The organism is Candidatus Nitrospira neuquenensis (genome assembly GCF_979578155.1).
Genome location: NZ_CEFZDU010000003.1, coordinates 67,822 through 84,627 on the forward strand (window position 1 = coordinate 67,822; position 16,806 = coordinate 84,627).

Consider the following 16,806-nt stretch of genomic DNA (forward strand, 5'->3'; position numbering starts at 1 on the left):
GCGCACATGCTTCGGTACTTGAACGCGGGAGAGTCGCACGGCAAATGCCTGCTCGCGATCGTGGAGGGCGTGCCGGCCGGCCTTCCGTTGACCGCCGAGACGATCAACCACGACCTGGCCCGCCGCCAGAAGGGGTACGGCCGCGGCGGCCGCATGCGGGTGGAAGAGGACCGCGTGGAGTTCACCTCCGGCGTGAGAAAGGGCAAGACGTTGGGCAGTCCGATCGGCCTGCTCGTGTCGAACAAAGACTGGGAGAACTGGAAGGACGTGATGGCCGCGGAGCCCGGTCCCGCGCCGACCGAGAAGGTCGTGACGCGTCCACGGCCCGGCCACGCGGACCTCGTCGGCGCCATCAAGTACGGCCACCGCGACATCCGCAACGTGCTGGAGAAGGCCAGCGCTCGGGAGACGGCCATCCGGGTCGCCGTCGGCGGCGTGGCCAAGGCGCTCCTGGCGGAGTTCGGCATGCGGGTGTTGAGCTACACCGTCGAAATCGGGGGCATCGTGGCCCGCCGGGCCGAGGATCCCGTCCGATGCTTTGAGCTGGCCGAGGCCTCGGAGGTCCGATCGCCGGACCCCGACGCCGGGACCAAGATGGTCGAGCTGATTCGGACCGCGAAGCACCGCGGCGATACCCTCGGCGGGGTGTTCGAGGTCGTGGTGACGTCGCCGCCGGTCGGGCTCGGCAGCTACGCGCAGTGGGATCGCCGGCTGAGCGCGCGGCTGGCCCTGGCGCTGATGAGCATCCAAGCGATGAAGGGCGTGGAGATCGGCATGGGGTTCGAGGCGGCGCGCCGGTTCGGGTCTGAGGTCCACGACGACATCCTGTACGAGCCCGGCCGTGGGTTTTTCCGTCCGAGCAACAACGCGGGAGGACTGGAGGGGGGCATGACCAACGGCGAGCCGATTGTGCTCCGCACCGCCATGAAGCCGATCTCGACCCTCTACAGCCCCAAGAAGAGCGTGGACATTCAGAGCAAGGAGCCCTTCGATGCCACGGTGGAACGTTCCGACATCTGTACCGTGCCGGCGGCCGGTGTCGTCGGTGAGGCCGTGGTCGCCTACGAAATGGCCTGCGCCATGGTCGAGAAGTTCGGGGGCGACAGCCTGGAGGAGATGAAGCGTAACTTCTCCGCCTACCAGGCCCATGTGAAAACCTTTTAGTTTTTGCCCGCCTATGCTAATATCCGGCGCTGGCTTGACCGCGCCGGCCTCTCTCTCGGACGACTGCGCAACTCCGAGTTCCCGTGCGTAAGCCGAGCCCGATGTCCGGCGATTCCCGGACGTGCCCTCTCTTTGACCGGAGACCGGTCGCGACCGCATGCAAGACCAAGCCGAAACGCGCATCACTGTGCCGCTGGGCCGGCGCAGCTACGAGATCGTCGTGCGTCCGGGCTTGCTGGCCGAGCTCGGGGCGCGGCTGAAGGGCTTGGGGCTCGCGGGCAAGGTCGCGGTCGTGACGGACCCGACGGTCGCCCGATTGTACGGCGGGGCGGCGCTCCGTTCCCTCAAGCGGGCGGGGTATGAGGCCAGGCTGCTGGTGCTCTCCGGGGGCGAGCGGGGCAAGACCCTGCGGGCCGTGTCGGGGATTCTCGACGAGCTGGCGGCCGCGCGGTTCGAGCGCGGCTCCTCCCTGGTTGCGCTGGGGGGAGGCGTCGTCGGGGACGTCGCCGGCTTCGCCGCGGCCCTGTACGTCCGCGGCATTCCGTTCGTCCAGGTGCCGACCACGCTGGTGGCGCAGGTGGACTCCAGCGTCGGCGGCAAGACGGGCGTCAACCATCGACTGGGCAAGAATCTCATCGGCGCCTTCCATCAACCCCGCGCCGTGCTCATCGACCCTGCCACGCTCACGTCGCTTCCCCCGCGGGAGTGGACCGCCGGGCTGGCCGAGGTCATCAAGTACGGGGTCATCGCCGACGAATCCTTCTTCGCGTTCCTCGAGCGGCAAATGCCGGCGATCCGCAAAATGGACGAGGAGCCCGTGCTGCGGCTGATCGCGCGGTCCTGCGAGATCAAGGCGGAGGTCGTCGGGGCGGACGAGCGGGAGTCGGACCGGCGCCGGATCCTCAACTACGGCCACACGATCGGCCATGCGCTGGAGGCGCTCGGGCGCTACCGGGCCCTCCTCCACGGGGAAGCGGTGGCGATCGGCATGGTGCAGGAGGCGGACCTGGCACGGCACCTCGGCCTGTGCTCCGATGAGGTGGTGGCGCGCCAGCGCGCGCTCGTGCGCGAGGCCGGACTGCCCGACCGGGCGCCGGCGGTCTCCTTCGTCGAGCTCTGGGCCGCGATGCAGCACGACAAGAAGGTGGCGCAGGGGCGGGTGCATTGTGTGCTGCCCCGCCACATCGGCGAAGTGGTGGTGGCGCCCCTCGAACGAGCGCAGGTCCGCGGCTGGTTCGCGGGCCTGGCCGGGGCGGTGCGGCGGAGGGGACGGGGCCGGGCCGGAGCCCCGGCGGTCTGAGGGGGCGCGGGAGTCAGCGAGACCGGTATGGCGACCAATCGCGTGCAATCCACCGAGCAGCTCGAGCGGGCCCTGCGCGAGAAGTCGCGTGAGGTCGAGGTCCTGCACCGCATCAGCGAGACCATCAACGCCACGCTGGACCTCGAGGCGGTGCTCAAGCACATCGTGGACGTCGTCGTCGAGGTGACGAAGGCGGACGCCTGCCTGCTCTACCTCCTATCGCCGAGCCGGGAGGAGCTGATCCTGCGGGCGTCCAAGAACCCCCACCCCAAGCTCATCGGCCGCATCACGATCGGCCTGGGGGAGGGCATCACCGGGTGGGTGGCCCGCGAGCGGACGAGGGTGGTCATCCCCAGCAACGCCAACGACGACCCGCGCTTCAAGTTCTTCCACAACCTGCCCGAGGACCGCTACCAGGCGTTCGTGTCGGTGCCCATCATGGCCAAGAACGAGGTCGTGGGCGTCATCAACGTGCAGCACAAGCGTCCCAGGCGGTACCGGCCGGACGAGCTGGCCCTGCTGTCAACCATCGCCAACCAGGTCGGCGGGGCCATCGAGAACGCCAGGCTGTATGCCGAGATGAAGCGCAAGGCCCTGCAGCTCGACACCCTCTCGCAGGTGTCCGAAACCGTGGCCTCCAACCGACTGATCGAGGACGTGCTCCAGCTCATCGTGACCATGACCGCCCAGATGATGAACTCGAAGATCTGCTCACTCATGCTGCTCGACCAGGAGACCGGCGAGATGCGGATCGCGGCCACCCAGAGCCTCAGCGAGCAATACCGGCGCAAGCCGAACCTCAAAGTGGGACAGAGCATCAGCGGACGGGCGGTCCAGGAGCGGCGGCCGATCGTGGTCCCCGACGTCACGCAGGAGCGGGAATACATGTACCCGGAAATCGCGCGCCGCGAGGGCCTCTGCTCGCTGCTCTCCGTGCCGATGCTCGTCCGCGACCGGGTGATCGGGGTGATCAACAGCTACACCTCCGTCCCGCACCGCTTCTCCGCCGAGGAGATCAAGGTCCTGCAAGCCATCGCCAACCAGGCCGCCATCGCCATCGAGCATACGACCCTGATGGAGAAGTCCTTCGAGATGCAGGAGGCGCTCCAGGTGCGCAAGCTCGTCGAGCGGGCGAAGGGGTACCTCATGCGATCGCAGGCGTTGTCGGAAGAGGAGGCGTTCCGGTTGATTCAGCGCAAGAGCATGGATCTTCGCAAGTCGGTCCGGGAGATCGCCGAGGCCATCCTCCTTGCCGGCGACATCGAGCCACGGCCCGCCGAGAAGAAATGACCGGCACCGGCCTGACCCGGTAGTTCTCCCCAGAATCCGCTTGACAGGCCGCGGCGGCGGGTGTTATAAGCCGGACACTCCGCGGCGGGGAGACAATGTCGTTTCCCCCGCAGGTGCAGGCAGTTCAGGTCGAGCAGGACAATGACGTCCTCCTTCCCGGTGAGGGAATGAGGGCGTTTTTTTTTGTTCGCCCGGGTGACGGAGCCCCGAGATGCGGCGGTTGCGGGTGGCGCTGATCCAGATGAACCCCACGGTGGGCGACCTATCCGGCAACGTCAAGGAGATCCGCCGCCGGCTCCGGGAGGCCCGCCTGGCGGGGGCGGAGCTGGCCGTCTTCCCCGAGCTGGCCGTCACCGGCTACCCCCCGGAGGACCTCCTGCTCAAGCCCCGCTTCGTGGAGGACAACCGCCGGGCCCTGGCCGAGGTGGCCCGATCCTGTCGGGGAATCGCCGCGGTCGTCGGCTACGTCGGCGAGGGGGGGCTGGCCCAGCCCGAGCCCGGTCATCCGACCGTCGTGCCGGCTGGCCGGCACGCGCTCTACAACGCGGCGGCCGTGATCTGCGACCGGCGGATCGTCGCCACCTACTGGAAGTGGTTTCTGCCCAACTATGGGGTGTTCGACGAGAGCCGGTACTTCCATCCGGGACGCCGGCTGCCGCTGGTCGTGCTGAACGGCACGGTGCTCGCGGTGAACATCTGCGAGGACATCTGGTTCCCCGAGGGCCCGACTCGATACCAGGCTGCAGCCGGGGCGGAGGTCATCCTCAACATCAACGCCTCTCCCTTCACGGTGGGCAAGAGCCGGTTGCGCGAGCAGGTGCTCGCCACACGGGCCCGGGAGAACGGCGTCATCATCACCTATACCAACCAGGTGGGCGGGCAGGACGAGCTGGTTTTCGACGGGAACAGCCGCATCGTGGACCAGAACGGCGAGGTGATCCTGCGCGGCAAGGCCTTCGAGGAAGAGCTGCTCGTCGCCGACCTGAACCTCGCGGCAGTGGCCAGGGCGCGGGTGGGACAGGCCAGGAAACGGTGGGGGCTGGGCCGCTCCGCCTCCATCGAGCGCGTGGCGGTCTCCCTCGCGACGCCACGGCGGGCGCGCACCCGGCTCGTCCCCGCGCTGATCGAGCCGTTGGATCGCCTGGAGGAAGTCTATCAGGCGCTGGTGCTCGGTGTCCGGGACTACGTGCGGAAGAACGGATTTCGCCAGGTCGTCATCGGGCTGAGCGGGGGCGTTGATTCCGCGCTCACGGCAGTGATCGCCGTGGACGCCCTCTCCGCCGCCAACGTGCTGGGCCTCTTCATGCCGTCGCCCTACACCTCGCGGCACAGCCGCGAGGACGTGGCCGAGATGGGGCGGCGGCTGGGCATCACGGTACGGACGGTGCCGATCACCGCGACGTTCAAGGCCTACCTCAAGACCCTGGCCCCCTCCTTCCGGGGCAGGGAGCGGGACGCGACGGAGGAGAACCTCCAGGCGAGGATCAGGGGCAACCTGCTGATGGCCTTCTCCAATAAGTTCGGCCACTTGGTCCTGACGACGGGGAACAAGAGCGAGCTGAGCGTCGGCTACGCGACGCTGTACGGCGACATGGCCGGTGGCTTCGCCGTCATCAAGGACGTGCCCAAGACGATGGTCTACGACCTGGCCAGGCTCCGGAACCGCCGGGGGCCGACGCCGCCGATTCCCAAGCGGGTGCTGGACCGCGCCCCGACCGCGGAGTTGAAGGAAAACCAGAAGGACGAGGATTCGCTGCCGCCCTATGCCGTCCTCGACCCGATCCTGCAGGCCTACGTCGAGGAGGACCGATCACTCGAGGAGATCGTGGACCTGGGGTTCGACCGTGAGACCGTCACGCGGGTCATCATGATGGTGGACCGCAGCGAGTACAAGCGGCGTCAGGCGCCCATCGGGATCAAGATCACGCACCGGGCGTTCGGCAAGGATCGCCGGATGCCGATCACCAACGGGTACCAGAGCGGCTGAGGCGCCCGAGGGCCCCCTCGTCGGGGCGGGGCGCCGCGCAAAGGAGGATGCTGTGAGGCGAGGCGGACGGTGGGGCATCGAGGGCCTGTCGGCGGGATTCCTGACCGTGGCGGGGGCGGGCGCCGTCTGGGCTCAGGAGGCGCCGGCGCTGCAGGTCGCCAAGGCTGTGGACGGCGGGGACACGGCCTGGGTGCTCGTGTCCTCGGCCCTGGTCCTGGCGATGATCGTGCCGGGCCTGGCCCTGTTCTACGGGGGGCTCGTCAGGAGCAAGAACGTGCTGGGCACGATCATGCAGTCCTTCATCATCCTGTGCCTGGTCACGGTCCTGTGGATCCTGTTCGAATACAGCCTTGCCTTCGGGCCGGACAAGGGCGGCGTCATCGGCAGTCTCGACTGGGCGGGGCTGGCCGGCGTCGGAGCGGAGCCCCATCCGAGCTACGGGCGGAGCATCCCCCACCAGGCCTTCATGATCTTCCAGCTCATGTTCGCGGCGATCACTCCGGCGTTGATCACCGGTGCCTTCGCCGAACGGATGCGGTTCAGCGCGGTCCTGCTGTTCGCGGGGCTCTGGTCCCTGCTCGTCTACTGTCCCCTGGCCCACTGGGTCTGGGGAGGCGGCTGGCTCGGCCGGATGGGCGCCCTCGATTTTGCCGGGGGCGCCGTCGTGCACATCAGCTCGGGCATGAGCGCCCTCGTCTGCGCGATCGTCCTGGGGACCAGGCGCGGCTACGGCACCGAATACATGGCGCCCCATAGCCTGCCGCTGACGCTCCTGGGCACCGGCCTGCTCTGGTTCGGCTGGTTCGGGTTCAACGGCGGGAGCGCCTTGGGCGCGAACGCCGTGGCGGCGGGGGCCATCGTGGCGACCCACACGGCCGCGGCGGTGGGGGGGCTGGCCTGGATGGTCGTGGAATGGGTGCATCGGGGCAAGCCGACCGTCCTGGGACTGGCGAGCGGTGCGGTGGCGGGGCTCGCCACCGTGACGCCGGCGGCGGGCTACATCGGGGTCCTGCCGGCGCTCGTGATCGGTCTCGCTGCGGGGGGGCTCTGCTATTTCGCCGTTGTCTGGAAGGGGAAACTCCGCTATGATGACTCGCTCGACGTGGTCGGCATCCACGGGGTCGGGGGGATCGTCGGTGTGCTGGCCACCGGCCTGTTCGCGTCGAAGGCGGTCAATCCGTCTGGAGCGGACGGTCTCTTCTTCGGCAACCCCGCCCAGTTCGGCATTCAAGCGATCACGGTCCTGGCGACGGCCCTCTTCTCCATCGTGGGAACGTACCTGATCCTCAAGCTCGTCGACGGTGTGGCGGGGCTCCGCGTGGCCCCCGAGGAAGAAGCGGTGGGCCTGGACCTCACCCAGCACAACGAGCGCGCCTACTCATAGCCCACAGAGCCGGGAGGTCGTATGAAGCTGATCGAGGCGATCATCAAGCCCTTCAAGCTGGACGAGGTCAAGGATGCCCTCCTGGAGATCGGGGTCCAGGGCATGACCGTCACCGAGGTGAAGGGGTTCGGCCGGCAGAAGGGACACAAGGAGACCTACCGGGGCACGGAGTACACGATTGAATTCGTGCCCAAGGTCAAGATCGAGGTCGCCGTCACCGACGGTCAGGTCCAGCGGGTCATCGAGACGATCACCCGGACGGCCAAGACCGGCAGCATCGGCGACGGCAAGATCTTCGTCCGGGACCTGGCGATGGCGGTCCGGATCAGGACCGGCGAGGCGGGAGAGAGCGCGCTGTGACATCCTTCCCCGGAGAGGAGGCCCGGAGCGGGCTGGCCCGCGACGCGGACATGGAAACCGCGTGCGCCACGCTGGCGGAGCATCGCCAGACGATCGCCCGCCGGCTGCTGGGTGGCGCCTCGGGCGGGGAGGTCATGGCTGCGTTCGCCGAGCTGGTGGATGGGCTGATCATCGGCCGGTACCGGAACGCTGTGCGGCGGCTCGGGGACGAGGGCGGCGTCGGGCTGCCGGGCTGCTGCCTCGTCGCGCTCGGGGGGTACGGCCGCCGCGAGCTGGCGCCCCACTCGGACATCGACCTCATGTTCCTGTTCCGGCCGGACACGGGCCGGCTGGCCGCGGCCCTGTCGAGCCAGGTCCTGCACCATCTCTGGGACCTCGGCTTCCAGGTGGGGCACAGCCTGCGGACCGTTCAGGATTGCATCGAGCTCGGCTCCTCGGACCTGACGGCGCGTACCTCTATGATGGAAGCCCGTTTCCTGGCCGGCAGCCCGCAGCTCTTCCAGGAGTTCCATCGCCGGTACCTGCGCCGCGTCGTATCCCGGGGGATCGACCGCTTCCTCGAACAGAAGATCGCCGAGCGGCGGAAGGAGTACGAGAAGTTCGGGGAAACCGTCTACCTGCTCGAACCGAACGTCAAGAAGAGCAAGGGCGGCCTGCGCGACCTGCACGTGATGCAGTGGGCGGGCATGGCCCGGTACCACGCCGCCACCGTCCAGGACCTGGCCGACCACGGCATCCTGTCCCGGCAGGACTACCGGGCCCTGGTCGAGGCTCGGGAGTTCCTCTGGCGGGTGCGGGCGCTTCTGCACGCGCACGCCGGGATGGCCCAGGAGATCCTGTCCTTCGACGAACAGGTCTGGCTGGCCCGTCAGTTCGGGTTCGAGGACCGGCCCCACCTGCTGGCCGTCGAACAGTTCATGCAGCAGTACTACCGGCACACGATGGGGCTGCACGAGATCAGCGAGCGGTTCCTGAACCGGTGCCGCCGCGTGCCGGTCTGGCGCCGGCTCGTCCGATTCCTGCCGCGCCCGCGCCTGGAGGGAGTCTTCACGGTCGAAGGCCAGGTGCTGACGGTGCCCGAGGAGCTGCGGACCCAGGTGCTCGACAGCCCGGCCCGGCTCCTGCGGTTGTTCGAGCTGGCCCAGGGGCGCGGTCTGGCGATCGACACCCATTGCCTGGAGGACATCCACCGGCACGTGGACGGAATGGCCGCCGAGGTCTTCAGGACGCCGGAGGTCAGCGAGATCTTCCTGCGTATCCTCGCGGGGCCCGGCGCCGTGGCGCGTACTCTGGAGGCGATGCACCGCGCGCATCTCCTGGAGAAAGTGATCCCCGTGTTCGCGACCGTCCGCGGGCTCATGCAGTTCAACCAGTACCATAAGTACACGGTGGACGAGCACAGCCTGCTCGCGGTGGCGAAGGCGGAAGCCCTCACGGAGGATGGGGGGATCTTGGGGGAGGTCTACCGGGAGATCCGCCGCAAGGACCTCCTCCACCTGGCCATCCTCCTTCACGACCTGGGGAAGGGGCGGGAGGAGGACCACAGCGAGGTGGGGAAGGCCATCGCCGAGGAGGCGGCGGCCGCCCTCGGGTTCGACGAGCAGGAGACGCGGACGCTCGTCTTTCTCGTGCACCGGCACCTCCTCATGGCTCACACCGCCTTCCGCCGCGACCCCTACGATGATCGGGTGCTGCTGCCCTTCGCGCGTGCGGTCGGCACCCCCGAGGTCCTCCGCAAGCTCCTGATCCTGACCGCCGCGGATATCGCCGCCGTCGGACCCGGGGTGCTCACGAAGTGGAAGGAGTCCCTGCTGATCGAGCTCTACCTGCGGACCTTGCCCGAGGTGTCCGGCGACCGCGACGCGGCCAGCGGCCCTGAGCGCGTCAAGCACCTCGCCGATCAGGTGGGGCAGGCCATGGCGGGGGCGGCGGGGATGCCGCCCGAGCCGGGCTGGGTCGAGGCGCAGCTCGAGGAGTTTCCCCTGCGGTACCTGTTCGGAACGGCGACGGCGAGGATCGCCACCCACCTCACCGCGATCGCGCGCCTGGCGCCCGGTGAGGTGCTCGTCGAGCATGGGTTCAACGGGGCGCTGGGGACCTGCGAGTACACGGTCATCACCTTCAACAGCCTGGTGCCGGGCATCTTCTCGAAGATCGCCGGCGTGATGGCGGCGAAGGGTCTTCAGGTTCTGGACGCGCAGATCGTGACCCGGAACGACGGCGTCGTCGTGGATACCTTCCAGGTCCAGGACCTTGACTACGCCGGGGAGCCGCCGGAGGAACGACGGGAGAGCATCGGGCGGACCATCGCGCGGATCCTCAAGGGGGAGGATACGGTCGAGCATCTGCTCGATCGGAGCCATCGGCTCACGCCGGCACGCCGGCTGCCGGCCAGCCGGCAGGCGACCGAAGTGCAGGTGGACAACGAGACGTCCGACCGGTTCACGATCGTGGACATCTTCGCCGACGACCGGCAGGGACTCCTGTACGTGATCACGCGCGCTATCTTCGACCTCGGCCTCTCCGTCCACGCGGCGCGCATCTCCACGCGCCTGGACCAAGTGGCCGACGTCTTCTACGTCACCGACCTCGGCGGGGAGAAGGTACGGAACCCGGCCCGGCTCGAGGCGATCCGCACGACCCTCGTCGCGGAGATCGATCGGTTCCTGGCCGAACGCGACAGCGAGGCCGAACGCGTTTCGTCGGGGGTTTACTCATCACGTCCGTTGGGATGAAAGGAGGAGGGCGATGAATCCGCGGGAAGTCATGGAGTTCGCGAAGAAGAACCGGGTCCAGGTCGTGGACTTGAAGTTCGTGGACCTGCTCGGCACCTGGCAGCACTTTTCCATTCCGGTCGAGGAGATGAACGAGGGCCTGTTCAAGGACGGGTCGGGGTTCGACGGGTCATCGATCCGGGGCTGGAAGGCGATCCACAACAGCGACATGCTCGCGGTCCCGGACCCGGCGACCGCCACCCTGGACCCCTTCGCGGCGGCCCCGACGTTGAGCATGGTCTGCACGGTCATGGACCCCATCACGCGGGAGGCCTATGACCGCGACCCCCGCAACATCGCCCAGAAGGCCGAGCGCTACCTCAAGAGCACGAAGATCGGCGATATCTCCTACTGGGGGCCCGAGGCGGAGTTCTTCATCTTCGACCAGGCCCGCTACGACCAGGACAGTCACAGCGGCTATTACTTCATCGACAGCGAGGAGGGAGTCTGGAACGCGGGCAAGGACGGCGCGAACCTCGGGAACAAAATCCGCCACAAGGAGGGCTACTTCCCCGTCGCGCCGATCGACACGCAGCAGGACATCCGCAGCGAAATGATCCTGGAGATGCAGAAGGCCGGCATTCCCGTCGAAAAGCATCACCATGAGGTCGCGACGGCCGGCCAGGCGGAGATCGACCTCCGGTTCGACTCCCTGGTCTCGATGGCCGACAAGATGATGATGTACAAGTACATCGTCAAGAACGTGGCGCGGCGTCACGGCAAGACCGTGACGTTCATGCCGAAGCCGATCTTCGGCGACAACGGCTCCGGCATGCACACGCACCAGAGCATCTGGAAGGAGGGCAAGCCCCTCTTCGCGGGCAAGGAGTACGCGGGGATCTCCTCGCTCTGCCTGCATTACATCGGGGGCATCCTCAAGCACGCCCCCGCCCTGGCGGCCTTCACGAACCCGACGACCAACTCCTACAAACGGCTCACTCCGGGCTTCGAGGCGCCGGTCCTGCTGGCCTATTCGAGCCGAAACCGTTCCGCCGGCATCCGTATCCCCATGTACTCGCCCAGCCCGAAGGCGAAGCGGATCGAGGTACGGTTCCCCGACCCGGCCTGCAACCCCTATCTGGCGTTCGCGGCCATGTTGATGGCGGGGTTGGACGGCATCGAGAACAAGACCGACCCGGGCGAGCCCATGGACAAGGACCTCTACGACCTCGAGCCCAAGGAGGCCGCCCGCATCCCGACGATGCCGGGTAGCCTCGACGAGGCGCTGCGAAACCTGGAGAAGGATCACCAGTTCCTCCTGAAGGGCGGCGTCTTTACGGAGGATCTCGTTGAAACCTGGATCGCGTACAAGCGCGGGCGCGAGGTGGATCCGCTCCGGCTCCGCCCGCACCCGTACGAGTACTTCATGTACTACGACGTGTAGGGAGAAGCGGACGGGCGGCCGTCCGCAATCGTCAGCGACCGTCGCCCGACAACGTCGTCGGGCAGGGTGACCGTCGCTCCAGGCAGCGGCGGGCCGACTGGCAAAGGCGCCAGCTCCGGCGGGGGTACCGTGATCCGGTGCCCTCGCCGGCCGACTGGCGCCTTTTTCTTTGGGGCAACTCGGCGGCGGGGGATCTGGTGCGTGACCTCATGGACCCGGTCGAGCGTCACTTACGCGAAGAGGCGGCGGCGTTGGAGGCCGTCCTCGCGGCGTTGCGCGCGCCGGCCCCGCCACAGCCTCGCGTGAGCAGGGCCGTGACGCTGCTGGAGGCCAGGCTCGGCGAGGTCCGGGGCCGGCTCGAACCGGCTTCGGCCCTGCCGGAAGACCGGCCGGAGCCGCTTGACGCGGGGAGCGGCCCTCCGGCGTTGCCGAGCCCCCATCCGGCCCTGGTGGGCCGGAGCGAGGCCATGCAACAGGTCTATCAGGCCATCCGGCGGGTCAGCCACGGGCAGGCCGCGGTGCTGTTGCGCGGGGAGAGCGGGACGGGCAAGGAGCTGGTGGCGGAGGCCATTCATCGCACGGGACCGCGGGCGGGCGGGCCTTTCGTCCGTTTCCACTGTGCGGCCGTCGCCGAGACGCTGTTGGAGAGCGAGTTGTTCGGGCACGAGCGTGGGGCCTTCACCGGGGCGGTGCAACTGCGAAGGGGACGGTTCGAGGCGGCCCACGGCGGGACGCTGTTCCTGGACGAGATCGGGGATATTCCGCCCACCACGCAGGTAAAGCTCCTGCGCGTGCTCCAGGACAAGTGTTTCGAGCGGGTGGGAGGCACCAGGCGACTGGCCGTGGACGTCCGGGTGATCTCCGCGACGCACCGGGACCTGGAGGGCATGGTGCAGGCCGGGGCGTTCAGGGAGGACCTCTACTACCGGCTGAACGTCGTGCCGATCACGCTCCCGCCCCTGCGGGAACGGAGAGCCGATATTCCGCTGCTGATCGACCACTTCCTCGCCCACTCCAACCGGGAGAACCGGCGGAACGTCGTGATCGGCTCGGAGGTCCGCGCCCTCATGGGCCGTTACCACTGGCCGGGAAACGTGCGGGAGTTGCAGAGCTGCGTGGAGCGGCTGGTGGTGCTCGCCGAGCAGGAGACGGTGACCTTCTCCACGATCCCACCGGCGCTCCGGGCCTACTTCACGGACATGCAGCACGTGACCGGGGTGGAGAACCGGCGGCGGGTCGGCACGGGCGAGGGGGATCGGGGCCAGGCCTATCCCGACACCCTCGACGAGATCGACCGGCGGCGGTTGCTCGAGGCGTTGAATCGAGTCGGCTGGGTCCAGACCCGTGCCGCGCGGATGCTGGGGCTGACGCCCAGGCAGGTGTCCTACAAGATCAGGAAGTACGGCATTCGGGAAGGCAAACTCGGATGAACGAGGGAGGGCGGAATGAACGGACACGACGAACACCGCATGGAGGATGAACGGTCGCGACGGGGGGCGGAGCTCTCCTCCGAGGCCTATTTCGCGCGTACGGTCGAGCAGTCGGTCGTGGCGGCCGTGCTCCGGGCCGCGGGCCCCACGCGCCGCCAGTTGCTCGCCGGCCTGGGTGGGGCGGCGCTCGCCGCCCTGATCGCCGAGGTGCTGCCGCTGGGCCGCGTGACAGCCTTCGCGGCGGACCCGGCGGGGAAGCCCGAGAAGCGTGACCTCAGCATCGGCTTCATTCCGATCACCTGTGCGACCCCCATCATCATGGCGGAGCCGTTGGGCTTTTACAAAAAGCACGGTCTGAACGCTACCGTCAAGCGCGCGGCGGGCTGGGCCATGATCCGCGACTGGGCGATCAACAAGGAGGTGGACGCGGCCCACATGCTGACCCCCATGCCGCTCGCCATCACGCTCGGGGCGGGCTCGCTGCCCGTGCCGTTTTACATGCCGGCCGTCGAGAACATTAATGGCCAGGCGATCACCCTGCACATCAAGCACAAGGGGGTCCAGACGGCCGCCGACATGAAGGGCTTCCGGTTCTGCGTGCCCTTCGACTTCTCCATGCACAACTACCTGCTCCGGTACTTTCTCGCCGAGGGTGGCGTCCATCCCGACAAGGACGTCCAGATCCGGGTGGTGCCGCCCCCGGAAATGGTCGCGAACCTCAAGGCGGGGAACGTCAATGGCTATCTGGCGCCGGACCCCTTCAACCAGCGGGCGGTGTACGAGAACGTCGGTTTTATCTACAAGCTGTCGAAGGAAATCTGGGACCGGCACCCCTGCTGCGCCTTCACGGTGTCGAAGGAATTTGCGACGACCTACCCGAACACCTTCCAGGCGCTCTTCCGGGCGATCGTGGATGCGACCCATTATGCGTCCAACCCCGCGCACCGGAAGGAAATCGCCGCCGCGATCGCCCCCACCAACTACCTCAACCAACCCGTCACCGTCCTGGAGCAGGTGCTCACCGGCACCTACGCCGACGGGCTCGGCGCGATCAAGAAGGTCCCGGACCGCATCGACTTTGACCCCTACCCCTGGCATTCGATGGCCGTCTGGATCCTCACTCAGATGAAGCGCTGGGGGCATGTCAAGGGCGACCTGAACTACAAGGAGGTGGCCGAGCAGGTCTACCTGGCCTCGGAGTGCGACCGCGTGGCGAAGGCCCTGGGCTATCCGACCCACACGGCCACCTCGACCAAGCACACCATCATGGGCAAGGTTTTCGACCCAGACCAGCCGGAGGCCTACGTCAAGAGTTTCAAGATCCACAGCATGGCGTGAAGCGACAAGGGAGGGCACGATGATCGGCGTCTTGCGGGGGCAGCCGGCGGGGAGGCTGGACACCTGGATCATCTCCGGGACCATCCTGGTCATCTTTCTCGTGATCTGGCACCTGGCGACGATCCGGGGCGCCTTCGATCCGAGGGGCCTGAGCGAGGAGCAATTGCAGTTGATGGAGTTCAACGGGGACATCGTCCGCCTGCCGGACGGCGGCTATGCCTGGAACCCCGAGAAGGAAAAGGTCAAGGGCGTACCGGGCCCTCTGGCGGTCCTGAAGAAGGCCGAGACGGAACTGACCGAAGCCTTCGTCAAGAAGGGAACCAACGATCACGGGATCGCGTACCTGGTCTTTTACACGGTGTCGCGGTTCGGGGCGGGGTTCCTGGCCGCCTCCCTCGTCGCCATCGTGCTGGGAGTCCTGCTCGGCCTGAATCGGTCGCTGTATCGGGCGGTGAACCCCTACATTCAGATCCTCAAGCCCATTTCCCCCCTGGCCTGGATGCCGTTGTTGCTCTACACGGTGAAGGACCCGAAGTGGACGGCCGTGCTGGTCGTGTTCATGGCCGCCCTCTGGCCGACGCTCGCGACGACGGCCTTCGGCGTCAGCTCGCTGCGGAAGGACTACCTGCACGTGGCGGCGATCCTCCAGCTCTCCTGGATCAAGCGCCTGTTCAAGGTGATCCTGCCCGGCGCGGCGCCCACGATCGTCAACGGCTTGCGGATCTCGTTCGGGAGCGCCCTCGTCGCCGTCGTGCCGGCGGAGATGCTGCTCGGAGAGCTGGGCGTCGGTTACCTGAGTTGGATCGAGTGGAACAACCTGGACATCGCGGGCGTGATCTTCGCCATCCTCGTGGTGGGTGTGGTGGGCGTGATCCTGGACTCCGGGTTCAACAAACTGGCTGGCCTCGTGACCTATCAGGAGTAACCCATGTCCTTTCTGCAAGTCGACCACGTGACCAAGTACTTCCCGAGCCATTCCGGCGTCGGGCAGGTGTGCGTCTTCAAGGACGTCACCATCAAGATCGAGCAGGGAGAGTTCGTCACCTGCATCGGCCATTCGGGGTGCGGGAAGAGCACGCTGCTGAACATCATCGCCGGGCTCGAGACGATGAGCGAGGGCGGCATCATCCTGGGCGGCAAGGAGGTGGCCGGTCCGGGGCTCGACCGGATGGTGGTGTTCCAGAATTTTTCCCTGATGCCCTGGATGACGGTATTCGAGAACATCCGGCTGGCCGTCCGCGCTGCGTATCCCGAGTGGGACCGCGAGCGGATCGCCGCGCACGTCCAGAAGTACGTCAACCTCGTCGGGCTGAAGGGCTCGGAGGGCAAGCGGCCCTCCGCCTTGTCCGGCGGGATGAAGCAGCGGGTCGGCCTGGCTCGGGCCTTCTCCATCGAGCCGAAGGTCCTCCTGCTCGACGAGCCGTTCGCGCAGATCGACGCCCTGACCCGCGGCGTCATCCAGGAGGAGCTGGTGCAAATGTGGATGACGACCCGCAACACGGTCTTCATGGTCACCCACGACGTGGACGAGGCGATCCTGCTCTCGGACAGGATTCTGTTGATGACCAACGGGCCGGGCGCGCGGATCGCCGAGATCGTGGACGTGACGATTCCCAGGCCCCGCTCGCGCGACACCATCATCGAGCACCCGCACTACTACAAGATCCGCAACCACGTCATCCATTTCCTGGTGCGACACGCGAAGGGCGCGCACGGGGGCGCGGAGGGCGCGATCGAGTCGGCGGAGGCCGGCGATCCGCTGGTGGTCCGTTTCTGAGCGGCGGAGGGGCCTGGGGCAACGGCGCAGTGCACTCATCATCCGATGGAGGGAGAGATGGACGCAAAGACCGTTCGTGACGTCATCAAGGCCAAGCGGTTGGAACGGGGGGTGACGATCGCCCAGATCGCCAAGGCGGTCGGCAAGGCACCGACGTTCGTGGCGGCGGCCTTGCACGGCAACCATCGTCTGACGGAAGCGGAGGCGGCCAAGGTCGGCGAGCTGCTCGGGCTAGACCAACAGACCGCGGGGGCCCTGAGCAAGTTTCCGGTCCGCGCCGATTTTCCGAACACGACCGATCCCTTCAAGTATCGGTTGCTGGAGATCATCGGCGTCTACGGCGACGCGATGCGGGAGCTGGCGAACGAAATGTTCGGGGACGGCATCATGAGCGCCATCGACTTTACGATCGAGATGGAGAAAGTCACCGGCACCCAAGGGGAAGCGCGCTGCAAGATCACGCTGAACGGGAAGTGGCTCGAGTACAAGACCTTCTGAGCGCCTCGTCCGGCGGAGCGGTCGGTGTGCCGGCCGCTCCGCCCCTCTTGGTCGGGGGCCAACCCTCCGCCTCCCGCGATCGCGCGGGACAAAATTGTCGGCCGGCCGACAATTTTGTCG

The 16,806-nt window shown here is 67.5% G+C and carries 13 protein-coding genes; all 13 read left to right on the plus strand.

The window, feature by feature from the left end:
- Positions 1-6: 6 nt before the first annotated feature.
- Positions 7-1,164 (plus strand): chorismate synthase, encoded by a 1,158-nt coding sequence (gene aroC / locus AC1U7O_RS01625; protein ID WP_479892806.1) that lies wholly within the window; start codon positions 7-9, stop codon positions 1,162-1,164.
- Positions 1,165-1,321: 157 nt separating this feature from the next.
- Positions 1,322-2,464: a 3-dehydroquinate synthase gene (gene aroB, locus AC1U7O_RS01630; protein ID WP_479892807.1), complete on the plus strand. Its 1,143-nt coding sequence runs from the start codon at positions 1,322-1,324 to the stop codon at positions 2,462-2,464.
- Between the two features lie 27 nt (positions 2,465-2,491).
- The gene (locus AC1U7O_RS01635) at positions 2,492-3,754 is read left to right on the plus strand and encodes a GAF domain-containing protein (protein WP_479892808.1); all 1,263 of its coding nucleotides are present in this window, start codon (positions 2,492-2,494) and stop codon (positions 3,752-3,754) included.
- Between the two features lie 211 nt (positions 3,755-3,965).
- A complete protein-coding gene (locus tag AC1U7O_RS01640) occupies positions 3,966-5,741 on the plus strand; it encodes an NAD+ synthase (protein WP_479892809.1) in 1,776 nt (591 codons plus the stop codon).
- Between the two features lie 166 nt (positions 5,742-5,907).
- On the plus strand, positions 5,908-7,125 hold the full coding sequence (locus tag AC1U7O_RS01645; RefSeq protein WP_479892883.1) for an ammonium transporter: 1,218 nt from the start codon (positions 5,908-5,910) through the stop codon (positions 7,123-7,125).
- A gap of 21 nt (positions 7,126-7,146) precedes the next feature.
- A complete protein-coding gene (locus AC1U7O_RS01650) occupies positions 7,147-7,485 on the plus strand; it encodes a P-II family nitrogen regulator (protein WP_479892810.1) in 339 nt (112 codons plus the stop codon).
- 50 nt (positions 7,486-7,535) lie between these two features.
- Positions 7,536-10,220 (plus strand): [protein-PII] uridylyltransferase, encoded by a 2,685-nt coding sequence (gene glnD, locus AC1U7O_RS01655; protein WP_479892812.1) that lies wholly within the window; start codon positions 7,536-7,538, stop codon positions 10,218-10,220.
- Between the two features lie 13 nt (positions 10,221-10,233).
- Positions 10,234-11,643 (plus strand): type I glutamate--ammonia ligase, encoded by a 1,410-nt coding sequence (gene glnA / locus AC1U7O_RS01660; RefSeq protein ID WP_479892813.1) that lies wholly within the window; start codon positions 10,234-10,236, stop codon positions 11,641-11,643.
- A gap of 197 nt (positions 11,644-11,840) precedes the next feature.
- Complete coding sequence (locus AC1U7O_RS01665) at positions 11,841-13,073, plus strand: sigma-54 interaction domain-containing protein (protein WP_479892814.1); 1,233 nt, start codon at positions 11,841-11,843, stop codon at positions 13,071-13,073.
- A gap of 15 nt (positions 13,074-13,088) precedes the next feature.
- On the plus strand, positions 13,089-14,411 hold the full coding sequence (locus AC1U7O_RS01670) for a CmpA/NrtA family ABC transporter substrate-binding protein (protein ID WP_479892815.1): 1,323 nt from the start codon (positions 13,089-13,091) through the stop codon (positions 14,409-14,411).
- A gap of 19 nt (positions 14,412-14,430) precedes the next feature.
- Positions 14,431-15,336: an ABC transporter permease gene (locus AC1U7O_RS01675; RefSeq protein ID WP_479892816.1), complete on the plus strand. Its 906-nt coding sequence runs from the start codon at positions 14,431-14,433 to the stop codon at positions 15,334-15,336.
- Positions 15,337-15,339: 3 nt separating this feature from the next.
- Complete coding sequence (locus AC1U7O_RS01680; protein ID WP_479892817.1) at positions 15,340-16,188, plus strand: ABC transporter ATP-binding protein; 849 nt, start codon at positions 15,340-15,342, stop codon at positions 16,186-16,188.
- 57 nt (positions 16,189-16,245) lie between these two features.
- Positions 16,246-16,686 carry a cyanase gene (gene cynS / locus AC1U7O_RS01685; protein WP_479892819.1) on the plus strand — a complete coding sequence of 147 codons (441 nt, stop codon included), beginning with the start codon at positions 16,246-16,248 and terminating at the stop codon, positions 16,684-16,686.
- The last annotated feature ends 120 nt before the right edge of the window (positions 16,687-16,806 follow it).

Coding starts and splice junctions, on each gene's coding strand:
- aroC (WP_479892806.1), top strand. CDS start 7: ATGCTTCGGTACTTGAACGCGGGAGAGTCGCACGGCAAATGCCTGCTC.
- aroB (WP_479892807.1), top strand. CDS start 1,322: ATGCAAGACCAAGCCGAAACGCGCATCACTGTGCCGCTGGGCCGGCGC.
- AC1U7O_RS01635 (WP_479892808.1), top strand. CDS start 2,492: ATGGCGACCAATCGCGTGCAATCCACCGAGCAGCTCGAGCGGGCCCTG.
- AC1U7O_RS01640 (WP_479892809.1), top strand. CDS start 3,966: ATGCGGCGGTTGCGGGTGGCGCTGATCCAGATGAACCCCACGGTGGGC.
- AC1U7O_RS01650 (WP_479892810.1), top strand. CDS start 7,147: ATGAAGCTGATCGAGGCGATCATCAAGCCCTTCAAGCTGGACGAGGTC.
- glnD (WP_479892812.1), top strand. CDS start 7,536: ATGGAAACCGCGTGCGCCACGCTGGCGGAGCATCGCCAGACGATCGCC.
- glnA (WP_479892813.1), top strand. CDS start 10,234: ATGAATCCGCGGGAAGTCATGGAGTTCGCGAAGAAGAACCGGGTCCAG.
- AC1U7O_RS01670 (WP_479892815.1), top strand. CDS start 13,089: ATGAACGGACACGACGAACACCGCATGGAGGATGAACGGTCGCGACGG.
- AC1U7O_RS01675 (WP_479892816.1), top strand. CDS start 14,431: ATGATCGGCGTCTTGCGGGGGCAGCCGGCGGGGAGGCTGGACACCTGG.
- AC1U7O_RS01680 (WP_479892817.1), top strand. CDS start 15,340: ATGTCCTTTCTGCAAGTCGACCACGTGACCAAGTACTTCCCGAGCCAT.
- cynS (WP_479892819.1), top strand. CDS start 16,246: ATGGACGCAAAGACCGTTCGTGACGTCATCAAGGCCAAGCGGTTGGAA.